General features: G+C 72.2%; 13 protein-coding genes and 1 pseudogene. 11 read left to right on the forward strand and 3 right to left on the reverse strand.

What is annotated here, in order from left to right:
- The first annotated feature begins 377 nt into the window (after nt 1–377).
- A complete protein-coding gene (locus Aeryth_RS03680) occupies nt 378–779 on the forward strand; it encodes a DUF3151 domain-containing protein (protein WP_067854790.1) in 402 nt (133 codons plus the stop codon).
- Between the two features lie 43 nt (nt 780–822).
- Here Aeryth_RS03680 and Aeryth_RS03685 read toward each other — a convergent pair whose 3' ends face one another.
- Entirely contained in the window at nt 823–1,737 is a 915-nt protein-coding gene (locus Aeryth_RS03685; protein WP_067854793.1) for a diacylglycerol/lipid kinase family protein, read from the reverse strand.
- A 211-nt stretch (nt 1,738–1,948) separates the two neighbouring features.
- On the opposite strand from Aeryth_RS03685, the gene Aeryth_RS03690 reads away from it, so the two are divergent.
- From Aeryth_RS03690 to Aeryth_RS03715, 6 genes and pseudogenes are all read left to right on the forward strand, one after another.
- On the forward strand, nt 1,949–3,247 hold the full coding sequence (locus Aeryth_RS03690; protein ID WP_067854796.1) for an adenylosuccinate synthase: 1,299 nt from the start codon (nt 1,949–1,951) through the stop codon (nt 3,245–3,247).
- Nucleotides 3,248–3,300: 53 nt separating this feature from the next.
- Complete coding sequence (gene purD / locus Aeryth_RS03695) at nt 3,301–4,572, forward strand: phosphoribosylamine--glycine ligase (protein ID WP_067861304.1); 1,272 nt, start codon at nt 3,301–3,303, stop codon at nt 4,570–4,572.
- The gene (locus Aeryth_RS03700; protein WP_067854798.1) at nt 4,572–5,327 is read left to right on the forward strand and encodes a DUF6891 domain-containing protein; all 756 of its coding nucleotides are present in this window, start codon (nt 4,572–4,574) and stop codon (nt 5,325–5,327) included. Before purD ends, Aeryth_RS03700 begins: the two co-directional genes overlap by 1 nt.
- 39 nt (nt 5,328–5,366) lie before the next feature.
- Nucleotides 5,367–6,833, forward strand: a complete 1,467-nt coding sequence (gene purB, locus Aeryth_RS03705) for an adenylosuccinate lyase (protein ID WP_067861305.1) — start codon at nt 5,367–5,369, stop codon at nt 6,831–6,833.
- Between the two features lie 546 nt (nt 6,834–7,379).
- Nucleotides 7,380–8,231, forward strand: a pseudogene (locus Aeryth_RS03710) (phosphoribosylaminoimidazolesuccinocarboxamide synthase); the annotation flags it as partial.
- A gap of 98 nt (nt 8,232–8,329) precedes the next feature.
- Nucleotides 8,330–9,898 carry a long-chain-fatty-acid--CoA ligase gene (locus Aeryth_RS03715; RefSeq protein ID WP_067854803.1) on the forward strand — a complete coding sequence of 523 codons (1,569 nt, stop codon included), beginning with the start codon at nt 8,330–8,332 and terminating at the stop codon, nt 9,896–9,898.
- 78 nt (nt 9,899–9,976) lie between these two features.
- On the opposite strand, the gene Aeryth_RS03720 is transcribed toward Aeryth_RS03715, so the two are convergent.
- Nucleotides 9,977–10,702, reverse strand: a complete 726-nt coding sequence (locus Aeryth_RS03720) for a CPBP family intramembrane glutamic endopeptidase (protein ID WP_067854805.1) — start codon at nt 10,700–10,702, stop codon at nt 9,977–9,979.
- Nucleotides 10,703–10,709: 7 nt separating this feature from the next.
- Nucleotides 10,710–11,567 carry an NAD(P)-dependent oxidoreductase gene (locus Aeryth_RS03725; protein ID WP_083516232.1) on the reverse strand — a complete coding sequence of 286 codons (858 nt, stop codon included), beginning with the start codon at nt 11,565–11,567 and terminating at the stop codon, nt 10,710–10,712.
- Between the two features lie 89 nt (nt 11,568–11,656).
- Between Aeryth_RS03725 and purS the strand changes: the two genes are divergently transcribed.
- Genes purS through Aeryth_RS03745 form a run of 4 tightly spaced genes read left to right on the forward strand, consistent with a single transcriptional unit; the run spans nt 11,657 to nt 13,398 of the window.
- Nucleotides 11,657–11,899 carry a phosphoribosylformylglycinamidine synthase subunit PurS gene (purS, locus tag Aeryth_RS03730; protein ID WP_067854807.1) on the forward strand — a complete coding sequence of 81 codons (243 nt, stop codon included), beginning with the start codon at nt 11,657–11,659 and terminating at the stop codon, nt 11,897–11,899.
- Between the two features lie 10 nt (nt 11,900–11,909).
- Nucleotides 11,910–12,581, forward strand: a complete 672-nt coding sequence (gene purQ, locus Aeryth_RS03735; RefSeq protein WP_067854809.1) for a phosphoribosylformylglycinamidine synthase subunit PurQ — start codon at nt 11,910–11,912, stop codon at nt 12,579–12,581.
- 1 nt (nt 12,582) lies between these two features.
- Nucleotides 12,583–12,801, forward strand: a complete 219-nt coding sequence (locus tag Aeryth_RS03740) for an SCO4848 family membrane protein (RefSeq protein WP_067854811.1) — start codon at nt 12,583–12,585, stop codon at nt 12,799–12,801.
- 45 nt (nt 12,802–12,846) lie between these two features.
- Nucleotides 12,847–13,398, forward strand: coding sequence for an NYN domain-containing protein (locus tag Aeryth_RS03745; protein WP_067854813.1), 552 nt, complete (start codon nt 12,847–12,849; stop codon nt 13,396–13,398).
- The last annotated feature ends 25 nt before the right edge of the window (nt 13,399–13,423 follow it).

Below are 13,423 nucleotides of genomic sequence, written 5' to 3' on the forward strand. Positions count from 1 at the left end.
AGCGCTGAGAAGGTGACAGATCCACCGCCGAGGGCGATGCGGTGGCAAATCCACCGCTCAGGACGCGCCAACGCAAACTCCTGCGTCCCAAGCAGGCCACAGCCCGAGAACCCGAGCCGCCGCCGCTGCCAGCCGCCCGGTCGAGGCCCTTTCGGAGCGCAGGACGAGTCGAAACCGCGCCGACGCAGCCCCACCCGAGGACGAAGCCGCGCCGACGCACCCCCACCCGAGCACGAAACCGCGCGGACGCAGCCCCACCCGAGCGCGAAGCCGCGCCGGCGCAGCCCCACCCCAACACGAGCCACACCGGCGCAGCCGCAGGTCGAGGGAGAAGCCGCATCGACGCACCCGCTGGCGCGGTGCGTAGGGTTCACGGCATGACGAACTTGCTGGGTGAGCCGCCGGAGACGTTCCTTCCCGAGGACCCGGGCGCGCAGGAGCTGGCGTCGGGCACGTCGGCGCGGACCGTGGCCTCGGAGCACCCCGACTCGGTGCTGGCGTGGGCGCTGCTGGCGCAGGAGGCTCTGGACGCCGGTGACGACCTGGAGGGCTATGCGTTCGCGCGCACGGCCTACCACCGCTCGCTCGACGCGCTGCGTCGCAACGGCTGGAAGGGCTTCGGGCCCGTGCCGTGGTCGCACGCGCCGAACCAGGGCTTCCTGCGCTCCCTCGCGGCGCTCGCCACCGGATCCGAGCGGCTCGGCGACGACGCCGAGGCGCACCGCTGCCGCGAGTTCCTGCACGAGTCGAGCCCCGAGGCGTACGCGCAGCTCGTCTGAGCCGCTCCGCCCAGATCGTCGGCCCCTTCGTTCGTCGACGCTGTCAGTCCTCCAGCGGCGGGGGCGCGTCGGCGGGGGCGCGCAGCCTCAGCCGACCCGGCTCGACCACCCAGTGGTGCCGGGGGCTCGCGTCGCAGATCTCGCCGTCGAGGTTGGCCTGCAGTGCCTCGCCCTGCACCACGACCTCGCGACCCTTGAGGTAGACGACGTCGTCGCGCATCGGGTGGCGGCCGCGACGCAGGCGGTACGCGTACCCGAGCCGCTTCCACCGGGCGTGCGCCCACACGACCGCGACGTCGAGGCTCCCGTCGAACGGGTCCGCGGCGGGGAGCAGCGGCGCGCCGCCCCCGACGTAGCGTCCGTTGCCGACGGCCACCTGGATGAGTCGGCGGGGCGAGTCGATGCGCTGGCCGTCGACGTGCACCGTCGCGCGGAAGCCCTTGCCCACCACGCCCGTGATCGCCGCGCCGATGGCGTACCCGACGGGGCCGAACGCCTTCTTCCACGGGGTCGCCTTCACGTTCGCCTCGGCGCCCAGACCCACGTGCGCGGCGTTGACCACGAGCCGGTCCTGGCCGTCGCGGATCACGTCGGCAGGGCGGGCCACGCAGTCGACGGCCTGACGGGCCGCCTCGACCGGGTCGTCGCTCAGGCCGAGCGTGCGCACGAAGTCGTTGCCGGTGCCGAGCGGCACGATCGCCACCTCGACGTCGTCGAAGAGGTCGAGGTCGTCGACCGCCGTGACGACGGCGTGGATGCTGCCGTCGCCACCGACCGCCACCACGACGCCACCGCGCGCTGCGGCCACCGCGTCCTGCAGGTCGTCGCGGTCCTCGGTGCGCCGCACCTCCAGCGGGGCGTGCGCGCGCAGCACGTCGAGCGCCTCCTCGAGGCGCGGGTCGTCGCTGCTGCCCGCCTGGGCGTTCACCACCGCCACCCACGGCCTGCTGTCGGTCATGGCGCTCCCTCTGCGTGCGGCCCCGAGAGCACCGTCGACGACGGCGCCCCTGCGAGCCTAGGGCCCGGACGCACCGGACGCACCGTCGTGGCCGTCGTGCATTGGCCCGAGGGGCGTCCGGCCCGATACGATGCGGCTGTCAGGCCCCGGACGCCCGGGGCTTGTCGCCTGTTCACCGCACAGCACGAACCAACCTCGAGGGGTGCATCGCATGCCCGCAGTCGTCATCGTCGGAGCCCAGTGGGGAGACGAGGGCAAGGGCAAGGCCACCGACCTGCTCGGCAGCCGCGTCGACTACGTCGTCAAGTTCAACGGCGGCAACAACGCCGGCCACACCGTCGTCATCGGCGACGAGAAGTACGCCCTGCACCTGCTGCCCAGCGGCATCCTGAGCCCCGGCTGCACGCCGATCATCGGCAACGGTGTCGTCATCGATCTCGACGTCCTGTTCGAGGAGATCGACGCGCTCGAGGCGCGCGGCATCGACACCAGCAAGCTGCGCGTGAGCGCCAACGCCCACCTCATCGCCGACTACAACCGCACCCTCGACAAGGTGACCGAGCGGTTCCTCGGCAGCCGCAAGATCGGTACCACCGGCCGAGGCATCGGGCCGACGTACGCCGACAAGATGAACCGCCTCGGCGTGCGCGTGCAGGACCTCTTCGACGAGAAGATCCTGCGCGCCAAGGTCGAGGGCGCGCTCGAGCTGAAGAACCAGATGCTCACCAAGGTCTACAACCGCCGTGCGGTCAGCGTCGACGAGATCGTCGACCAGCTGCTCGTGCACGCCGAGCGGCTGCGCCCGATGGTCGCCGACACCGCCCTCGTGCTGCACGAGGCCCTCGACCGCGACGAGACGGTGCTGCTCGAGGCAGGCCAGGCCACGCTGCTCGACGTCGACCACGGCACCTACCCGTTCGTGACGTCGTCGTCGGCCACGACCGGTGGCGCCTGCACCGGGTCGGGCATCCCGCCGACGCGCATCACCCGCGTCATCGGCATCGTCAAGGCCTATGCCACGCGCGTCGGCGAGGGACCGTTCCCGACCGAGCTCTTCGGCAGCAACGATCCTGAGGGGGACGGCGAGCGTCTGCGCACCAACGGCGGCGAGTTCGGCACCACGACCGGTCGCCCGCGCCGCTGCGGCTGGTACGACGCGCCCGTCGCGCGCTACGCGGCCCGCATCAACGGCGTCACCGACTTCGTGCTCACCAAGCTCGACGTGCTCACCGGCTGGGACCGCATCCCGGTCTGCGTGGCGTACGACGTCGACGGCGAGCGGGTCGACGAGATGCCGACGACGCAGACCGGCTTCCACCACGCGAAGCCGATCTACGAGTTCTTCGACGGCTGGAGCGAGGACATCTCCGGCGCCCGCACCATGGACGACCTGCCGGCTGCGGCCCAGGCGTACGTCCGGGCCATCGAGAAGATGTCCGGCGCCCGCATCTCCGCGGTCGGCGTGGGCCCGGACCGCGAGGAGACCGTGGTCCTGCACGACCTGCTCTGAGCGGGGCGGTCGTCGGTCCGGGCGTGGTCGTCGGGGCGATAGGGTCGGGCAGCGTGAAGACTCTGGTGATCGGTACCGGCGGACGCGAGCACGCCCTGGCCCTGGCCCTGTCCCGCGACCCGCAGGTCACCGAGGTGCACGCGGCACCCGGCAACCCTGGCATCGCCGACGTCGCGACGCTGCACGAGGTCGACCCGCTCGACGGTGCCGCCGTCGCCGCGCTCGCCACGTCGATCGGTGCCGACCTCGTCGTCGTCGGCCCGGAGGCGCCGCTCGTCGCCGGGGTCGCCGACGCCGTGCGCGACGCCGGGATCGCCTGCTTCGGGCCGAGTCGGGCCGCCGCGCAGCTTGAGGGCTCGAAGGCCTTCGCGAAGCAGGTGATGGCCGCCGCCGAGGTGCCCACCGCGATGGCGCACGTGTGCGAGACCGCCGAGGAGGTGGCCGCCGCGCTCGACGCCTTCGGTCCGCCCTACGTCGTCAAGGACGACGCGCTCGCCGCCGGGAAGGGCGTCGTCGTCACCGAGGACCGCCAGGAGGCCGTGGACCACGCGGCCGGCTGCGACCGGGTGGTCATCGAGGAGTTTCTCGACGGCCCGGAGGTGTCGCTGTTCGCCATCACCGACGGCGAGACCGTCCTCCCGCTCCAGCCGGCGCAGGACTTCAAGCGAGCCCTCGACGGCGACGCCGGCCCCAACACCGGCGGCATGGGCGCGTACACGCCCCTCACGTGGGCGCCCGACGACCTGGTGGCCGAGGTGACCCGCCGCGTGCTCGTGCCCACCGTGCAGGAGATGGCCCGCCGGGGCTCCCCGTTCCAGGGCCTCCTCTACGCAGGCCTCGCCCTGACGTCGAGGGGCGTGCGCGTCGTCGAGTTCAACGCCCGCTTCGGCGACCCCGAGACGCAGGCGATCCTGGCCCTGCTGCGCACCCCGCTCGCCTCGCTGCTGCACGGCGCCGCCACCGGCACCCTCGACGCCGTCGGGCTGCCCGCGTGGCACGACGGCACGGCCGTCACGGTGGTCATGTCGTCGGCCGGCTACCCGGCGTCGTCGCGGTCGGGCGACGTGATCCTCGGCGTCGGTGCCGCGAACGCCATCGAGGGGGTCGACGTCATCCACGCCGGCACCGCCCTCGACGACAGCGTCGAGGGTGGGGGCCGGCTCGTGACGAGCGGCGGACGCGTCCTGGCGGTCACCGCCGTCGGCGAGGACCTCGAGCACGCCCGCGACCGGGCCTACGCCGGGGTCGACGCGATCTCCTTCGACGGAGCCCAGTTCCGCAGCGACATCGCGCTGGCGGCGCAGCGCGGGGAGATCGAGGTCTGATGTCCGGGTCGGGGCAGCGTCGAGGGTTCTGGTCGCGGTTGCGTGGCCGCAGCCCGCAGCAGGCCACCTCGACCGCGCCGGCGCCGGCGGGAGGGCTCAACGACCAGCCGCCCGGGCTGGTCCTGCCGTCGTCGCTGCGCCTGCCCGCCGACGTCGAGGAGGCGCTGCGCGAGCTGCTGTGGCAGGACGTGGTCCTGGGGCGGACCGAGGTCGAGGACCTGCTCGAGGTGCGCGAGGACGAGCTCGACGAGCTCGACGTCACTCCCGAGCAGACCACCGAGGCCTTCCGGCACCTGGTGCGGGCCCGGCGCGAGCAGCAGGCGGCGTGGACCGACGACGTCACCCGCACGCCCCTGCGGGCCGCGTTCGACGACCTCGAGACCGCCGGCGTGCTGGCCCGACCCGACTTCACGTGCTGCGCCAGCTGCGCGTCCGACGAGATCGGCGCCGAGCGGGACGACTCCCGACGCTGGCGCGGCTACGTCTACTTCCACCAGCAGGACACCGAGACGCTGCTGGAGACCCGGCAGACCTACGTCGGCTACGGCGTCTTCCTCAGCGCGCACCTGCCGCGCGACGCGTGGGAGGCGCTCGACTCCGCGCAGCAGGACGCCACCTACGCCGAGCTCGTCACCACCCTCGTGCGCGACGACGTGCTGCCGGTGCTCGAGCGACACGGCATCCGCGCGTCGTGGGACGGCGACACCGGCACGCGGATCCTCCTCGAGGACGTCGACCACTACGTCGCCGTCTGACCCGGACGGCCGTCCGCCTGCCGTGGCACGAGTGGGATGATGTGCGGCGTGACGACGCCCAACGTTCTGGCCCACCGCTACGCCTCGCCCGAGATCGCGCGCATCTGGTCGCCCGAGCACAAGATCGTGCTCGAGCGGCAGCTGTGGATCGCCGTGCTGAAGGCCCAGCGTGACCTCGGGGTCGAGACGCCCGACGGCGTGATCGAGGCGTACGAGGCCGTCGTGGACCAGGTGGACCTCGCGTCGATCGCCGAGCGCGAGCGCGTGACCCGGCACGACGTGAAGGCACGGATCGAGGAGTTCGCCGCGCTCGCGGGCAGCGAGCACATCCACAAGGGCATGACGTCGCGCGACCTCACGGAGAACGTCGAGCAGCTGCAGGTGCGGGCTTCGCTGCAGGTGCTGCGCTCGCGGGCCGTCGCGGCGCTCGCGCGGCTCGGACGCCTCGCCGCCGAGCACGCCGAGCTCGTCATGGCGGGCCGCAGCCACAACGTCGCGGCGCAGGCGACCACGCTCGGCAAGCGGTTCGCGACCGTCGCCGACGAGCTGCTGACCGGCGTCGGCCGGCTCGACGACCTCCTCGCCCGGTACCCGCTGCGCGGCATCAAGGGCCCCGTCGGCACCGCGCAGGACCAGCTGGACCTCCTGGGTGGTGCACCCGGCGGGGGTGCCGGGCCGGGGGCGGCAGACGGCTTCGCCAAGCTGGCCGAGCTGGAGCAACGCGTGGCCGAGCACCTCGGGTTCGAGCGGGTGCTCACCAGCGTCGGCCAGGTGTACCCCCGCTCCCTCGACTACGACGTCGTCACGTCGCTCGCGCAGCTGGTGGCGGCGCCGTCGAACCTGGCGACCACCATCCGGCTGATGGCCGGCAACGAGCTGGTGACCGAGGGGTTCAAGCCCGGCCAGGTCGGCTCGAGCGCCATGCCGCACAAGATGAACACGCGCTCGTGCGAGCGGGTCAACGGGCTCGCCGTCATCGTCCGCGGCTACGTGTCGATGGTGGGCGAGCTGGCCGGCGACCAGTGGAACGAGGGCGACGTGTCGTGCTCCGTCGTGCGCCGCGTGGCCCTGCCCGACGCGTTCTACGCCGCGGACGGGCTGTTCGAGACGTTCCTGACCGTCCTCGACGAGTTCGGGGTGTTCCCGGCCGTCGTGCAGCGTGAGCTCGACCGGTACCTGCCGTTCCTGGCGACGACCAAGGTGCTGATGTCCGCCGTCCGCGCGGGGGTGGGTCGCGAGGCCGCCCACGAGGCGATCAAGGAGCACGCGGTCGCCGTCGCGTTGGAGATGCGCGAGCAGGGCTCGGCCGGCAACGACCTCTTCGCGCGCCTCGCGGCCGACGAGCGACTCGCCCTCACCGAGGCCGACCTCGCCTCCCTCGTCGCCGCCCCCCTCGAGTTCACCGGCGCCGCCACCGCCCAGGTCGCCGCCGTCGTCGCCCAGGTCGACGAGATCGTCACCGCCGACCCGGCCGCCGCCGCGTACACGCCGGGCGCGATCCTCTGACGTCCTGACCTCGCTGGTGCGCTGCCGTAGGGGCTCTGTGCCTGCTCGTTGACTGCCGCGGGGCGTCTGGGCTTGGTGGTGCGCTGCCTGCGGGGGTCTCGCCCTGCTGGTGCGCTGCCTCGGCTGGCGCTGGGGATGGGCTCCGAAAGGGCCTCGACCGGCAGCGGGCCTGGGGGCGGCTCGGGGTCTCGGGGTCTGGTCTGGGCTCGTGGGTGACGTAGGAATCTTCGTTTCTGCGTTCTGGGGCCACGGTTCTGCGTTGGCGACGGGATCCCGTCGCAAACGCAGAAGCTTTGGCCGTCAGTGCACCAACGCACAGTCTTGCGTCCACCCCGAGCGCAACCCGCAGCCCGAGACCCCAGACCAGCGCGGGTGCCAGCCGCCCGGTCGAGGCTTCTTTCGGAGCGCAGGACGAGACGAAGCCACGCCGACGCAGCCGCAGCACGAGACGAACCTGACCGACGCACAGGACCCACCCACCCGAGGAGCGAGACGTTCGGACGCCGGTGGGCGGGGGAGGGGGGCGGACCTCCTAGGCTGTCGGTCGTGCCTCTTGACGTCCCCGGTGCCGTGCACCTGCACTCCGGCAAGGTCCGTGACCTCTACGAGCTCGAGTCGGGCCGGCTGCTGATGGTGGCGTCGGACCGGATCTCGGCGTACGACTTCGTGCTCAGCCCCGGCATCCCCGACAAGGGGGAGCTGCTGACGCGGATGTCGCTGTGGTGGTTCGACCAGCTGACCGACGTCGTGTCCCACCACGTCGTGTCGACCCAGGTGCCCGAGCGGGTGCGGGGGCGTGCGCTCGTCGTCGAGAAGCTCGACATGTACCCCGTCGAGTGCGTCGTGCGCGGCTACCTGACCGGGTCGGGGCTCGCCGACTACCAGGCGACGGGCGAGGTGTGCGGCGTGCCGCTGCCCGACGGGCTCGTCGACGGGTCGCGGCTGCCGGAGCCGATCTTCACGCCCGCCACCAAGGCGGCCGTGGGCGACCACGACGAGAACATCGACTTCGACGCCGTCGTCGAGCTGGTCGGCTCCGAGGTGGCGGAGCGTCTGCGGTCGCTGACCCTCGAGGTGTACGCCCGCGCCGAGCGGATCGCCCGCACGCGCGGCATCATCCTGGCCGACACGAAGCTGGAGTTCGGTGCCCGTCCGGACGGCACGATCGTGCTGGCCGACGAGGTGCTCACTCCCGACTCGTCCCGCTTCTGGCCGGCCGAGACGTACCAGCCCGGACGGCCGCAGCCGTCGTTCGACAAGCAGCCGGTGCGCGACTGGCTCACCTCGTCCGCGTCCGGGTGGGACAAGGCCTCCGACACGCCCCCGCCGAGCCTGCCCGCGGACGTCGTCGAGGCCACGCGCGAGCGCTACGTGCGCGCCTACGAGCAGCTCACCGGCTCCACCTTCTGAGACTGTCCGGGACTCGCGTACCGACGGTATCCGAGACGTGGGTAGGGTGGTGACGCCGCCCACACCCTCGTCTGAAGGAGCCCGCGATGGCCAACCTCGCCGCCCTGCTGGAGAAGTCCGCCTCGACGTACGCCGACCGCACCGCCATCGTCTTCGGTGACACCCGACTCTCGTACGCGCAGGTCGACGGCGCCGCGAACCAGGTGGCCAACCTGCTCGTCTCGCGCGGGGTCCAGCCCGGCGACAAGGTCGCGCTGTCGTGCCCGAACCTGCCGTACTTCACGATCGTCTACTACGGCATCCTCAAGGCCGGCGCGACGGTCGTCCCGCTCAACGTCCTGCTGAAGGGCCGCGAGGTCGCCTACCACCTCGACGACTCCGACGCGGTCGCCTACTTCGCGTTCGAGGGCACCCCCGACCTGCCCATCGGCGAGGCCGCGTGGGAGGGCTTCCAGGCCGTCGACGGCTGCAAGGACTTCTTCCTCATCAAGCTCGACTCCGCCGCGCCGGAGCCGCTGGAGCCGCCGGAGTACTACGCGCCGCTCGTCGCCCAGCAGCCGCCCACGTTCGAGACGGTCGAGACCGACGACGACGACACCGCCGTCATCCTCTACACCTCGGGCACGACGGGTCAGCCGAAGGGCGCGGAGCTGCGCCACCGCAACATGCGCGACAACGCGCTCGCCGGGGCCGACCTGTTCGGCGCCGACGCCGACCGCCCCGACACCTACCTGTGCGTGCTGCCGCTGTTCCACTCCTTCGGCCAGACCTGCATCCAGAACGGCTCGATGGCCTTCGGCGGCACCGTGGTCATGCTGCCGCGCTTCGAGGCGCAGGCCGCCCTCGGCCTCATGCTGAAGGAGAAGGTCACCTACTTCGCGGGCGTGCCCACCATGTACTGGGGCCTGCTCGGCGCGCTGGACGACAGCGTCGACGTCGAGGCGATCGCGGCCAGCCTGCGCGTCGCCGCGGCCGGCGGCTCCGCCCTCCCGGTCGACATCCACCGCCAGTTCAAGGACCGCTTCGGCGTCACCATCCTCGAGGGCTACGGCCTGTCGGAGACCTCCCCGGTGGCCTCGTTCTCCGTGTACGGGCAGGAGCCGAAGGTCGGCTCGATCGGCGTGCCGATCCCTGGCGTCGAGATGAAGCTCATCGATGCGGAGTGGAACGACGTGCCCGACGACCTCGAGGAGGACGGCAAGACCGCCGTCGGCGAGATCGCGATCAAGGGCCACAACGTCATGAAGGGCTACTACGACCGTCCCGAGGCGACGGCGGAGGCCATCCGCGACGGCTGGTTCCGCTCCGGCGACCTCGGCCGCAAGGACGCCGACGGCTTCTACTACATCGTCGACCGCAGCAAGGACATGATCATCCGCGGCGGCTACAACGTGTACCCGCGCGAGCTCGAGGAGGTGCTGATCACGCACCCGGCCGTCTCGCTGGTCGCCGTCATCGGCGTGCCGCACGAGAGCCACGGCGAGGAGATCAAGGCCGTCGTCGTGAAGAACAAGGACCACGACGACGTGTCCGAGGCCGACCTGGTGGCCTGGGGCAAGGAGCAGTTCGCGGCGTACAAGTACCCGCGCATCGTGGAGTTCCGCGACGAGCTGCCCATGACGGCCACCGGCAAGATCCTCAAGCGCGAGATCTGAGCGCCAGCCCGACGTCCGACGGCCGGGTCCAGGAGCTCCTGGGCCCGGCCTCGTCGTGTCTGCGCCGGCCGGGAGCGGCTAGCGCAGCCCGAAGATCGGGGGCAGGGCGAGCAGCATCGTCAGCGACCACGTGCAGTGGGTGAGCACGGGCGCGAGGATGCCGCCCGACGCGCGACGCTGCAGCCCCACGACGACGCCGAGCAGGACCGCGGCGAACGCGAGCATGACGTTGCCCGTGGCAAGCGTGGCGGCGGTGTAGGCCACCGTCGTCCAGACGACCGGGTGCCGGGGGATCGCGGCGTACGCGGCGCCGCGGAAGAACAGCTCCTCGGCCACGCCGTTGACCGCGGTGATGACGACCAGCAGGGGCAGCGTCCCCTCCGTCGCGAACCCCAGGACCTTCTCGACCTGGTCGGACAGCACGGGGATCTCGCGCACGACGAGCGCCCCGACGACGAACAGACCGGCGAGCGCCAGCCCGATGGCGATGGGCTGCACGACGGGGCGCACGAGGCCGTCCTCGTCGTCGGGGTCGTCGGTGGCGATGTGTCCGAGATAGAGCCGACCGGACGCGAAGGCGCCGACCGTCCAGACCGCCGCGAGCCCGAACGTGAGCGGGTAGAACCACGGGCTGCCGGGCTCCACGCGCAGCGAGACGCCGAGCACGACGGCACCCAGCACGACGAAGCCGGCGGTCACCCACTGGCGACGTCGGAACGCCGCAGGTGACATGCGGTGGTCGCGGGACACGACGTCCCGCAGCGAGCGGTCGAGCCAACGGCGGCCCGGGTAGCGGCGCGTCATGCCAGGCTCAGTCGCGAGGCTCGAAGCCCACGACGACGGCGGCCATGTCGTCGGCGCCGTGCCCGGCTGCAGAGGCCGCCGCGAACCGGTCGCGCACCGACTGCAGCAGCGAGGTGTCCATGACGTCGGCGCCGGCGTCGAGCATCAGCGAGAGGTCCTTCAGGACGCCGTCGACGCCGAACGACGGCGTGAGGTCGTCGTCGAGGATCGCGCGACCCTTGAGGTGGGCGTAGGGGGTGTCGACGGCCGAGCCCTCGATCGCCTCCAGGAAGAGGCCGGGGTCGACGCCCTGGACCCGCGCCAGGGTCAGCGCCTGCGCCGCCGCGGCGGTGACCGACGCGACCCAGGAGTTGCAGGCCAGCTTGAGGGCACTGGCCGGCCCGGCGGAGTCGCCGACGACGAGGGTCCGCGAGCCGATCGCCTCGAGCACGGGTCGCGCGGTCGCGAGCGCGTCGTCGGGGCCGGAGGCGAGCACGGTCAGCGCTCCGTCGGCGGCTGGCTTCTTCGTGCCGAGGACGGGGGAGTCGACGAGCACCCGGTCGTGCCGCTCGGCGAGGTCGTGCAGCCGGCGTGCGGCCTCGGGGCCGACGGTCGCGGTCTGCAGCCACACCGCGGACGGCGGTGACGCCGCCAGCGCCTGCTCCAGCACCTCCTGCACCGACGCCTCGTCGAACAGCGAGACGACGACCACGTCGGCGTCGGCGACCGCCTCGGCAGCGGTCGCGCCCACCTCGGCCCCGGCGTCACGCAGCGGCTCGGACTTCTCCGGGCTGCGGTTCCAGACGGTGGTCGCGAGGCCGGCTCGCAGGGTCGACGTGGCCATCCCGGCGCCCATGGCGCCCAGCCCGATCACACTCACGCGCATGCTCCGACGGTACGTCGACCGACGCGGACGCGCCGGGTGAAGGGGGCCGGAGTGCAGAGGTCGGCCCGGCACGCCGATAGGATGCGGCCATGGCCCGCATCATCGTCGACGTCATGCCCAAGCCCGAGATCCTCGACCCGCAGGGCAAGGCCGTCCATGGCGCCCTCCCGCGACTCGGGTTCGAGAGCGTCTCCGACGTGCGTCAGGGCAAGCGGTTCGAGCTGCAGGTGGCGCTGGCCGACGAGTCGACGCTCGCCGAGGTGCACCAGATCGCCGAGACGCTGCTGTCGAACCCGGTCATCGAGGACTTCACCGTCCGCGTCGAAGCGTGAGGACACGGCCATGAAGATCGGCATCGTGACCTTCCCCGGCTCGCTCGACGACGTCGACGCGCAGCGCGCGGTGCGACTCGCCGGCGGCGAGCCGGTCGCGCTGTGGCACGGCGACCACGACCTCAAGGGCGTCGACGCGGTCATCCTGCCCGGCGGCTTCTCCTACGGCGACTACCTGCGCTGCGGTGCGATCGCCCGCTTCGCGCCGGTCATGACCGAGGTCGTCACGGCCGCGCAGGGGGGCATGCCCGTGCTGGGCATCTGCAACGGCTTCCAGATCCTCTGCGAGTCGCACCTGCTGCCCGGTGCACTCATCCGCAACGACCACCGCACGTTCGTGTGCCGCGACCAGGTGCTCGTCGTCGAGAACCCCGACACCGCCTGGACGAGCGACTACGCGGAGGGCCAGCGGATCACCATCCCGCTGAAGAACGGCGAGGGCGGCTTCATCGCCGACGAGCCCACGCTCGACCGGCTCGAGGGCGAGGGACAGGTCGTCTTCCGCTACGTCGGCTCCAACCCGAACGGGTCGCTGCGCGACATCGCCGGCATCACGAACGAGCGCGGCAACGTCGTCGGGCTCATGCCGCACCCCGAGCACGCCGTCGAGGACCTCTGCGGACCCGGCACCGACGGGCTCGCGTTCTTCACCTCCGCCGTCCGCCAGCTCACCTCGGTCTGACGTGACGCTGCCCCTCGGCTGGTCGGTCCTGCTGCTCGTGACCGGCGCCTGGAACCTGCTCATCTGGCCGCGCTTCTGGCAGCGGATCGCCAAGGACGACCGGTCCCGCGACGCCGACGGACGCACCACCACGTTCTACCGCGTGCACGCCGTGCTGATCGGCGTCTCGCTGGCGCTCGGTCTCGCGGTCGGCGCGCTGGGCCTGCTCACCCTGCTCTGAGGCGCGTCCGCCCGAGCGAGGGCGGGATCGCACTAGGGTGGGCGCATGGAACGCCGCACCTACGTGCTCGTCGACGGCGAGAACATCGACGCGACCCTCGGCCAGTCGATCCTCGGTCGTCGCCCGCACCCGCACGAGCGACCGCGCTGGGACCGCGTGCTGTCCTTCGTCGCGTCGGAGTGGGACCAGCCGACGCAGGGCCTGTTCTTCATCGCCGCCAACGGCGAGGTGCCGATGTCGTTCGTGCAGGCGCTGACCGCCATGGACTTCCGCCCCGTGCTGCTCTCCGGCACGCCGGACCAGAAGGTCGTCGACATCGCCATCCAGCGCACGCTGGAGGCGCTCGCCGAGCGCGAGGACGACGTGGTCCTCGCCAGCAACGACGGCGACTTCGTGCCCCAGCTGGGCGCCCTCGTCGGTACCCGACGCACCGCGCTCCTGGCGTTCCGCGAGATGCGCAGCAGCGCCTTCGTGCCCCTCGTGGAGCGAGGCCTGGAGTTCTACGACCTGGAGTACGACGTGCGGGCCTTCAACGAGGAGCTGCCTCGCATCCGCGTCGTGCCGATCGAGGAGTTCGACCCGCTGCAGTTCCTGTAGCTGGCGGCCCGCGTGGGGTCGTGAC

The organism is Aeromicrobium erythreum (assembly GCF_001509405.1).
Taxonomy (GTDB): Bacteria; Actinomycetota; Actinomycetes; order Propionibacteriales; family Nocardioidaceae; genus Aeromicrobium; species Aeromicrobium erythreum.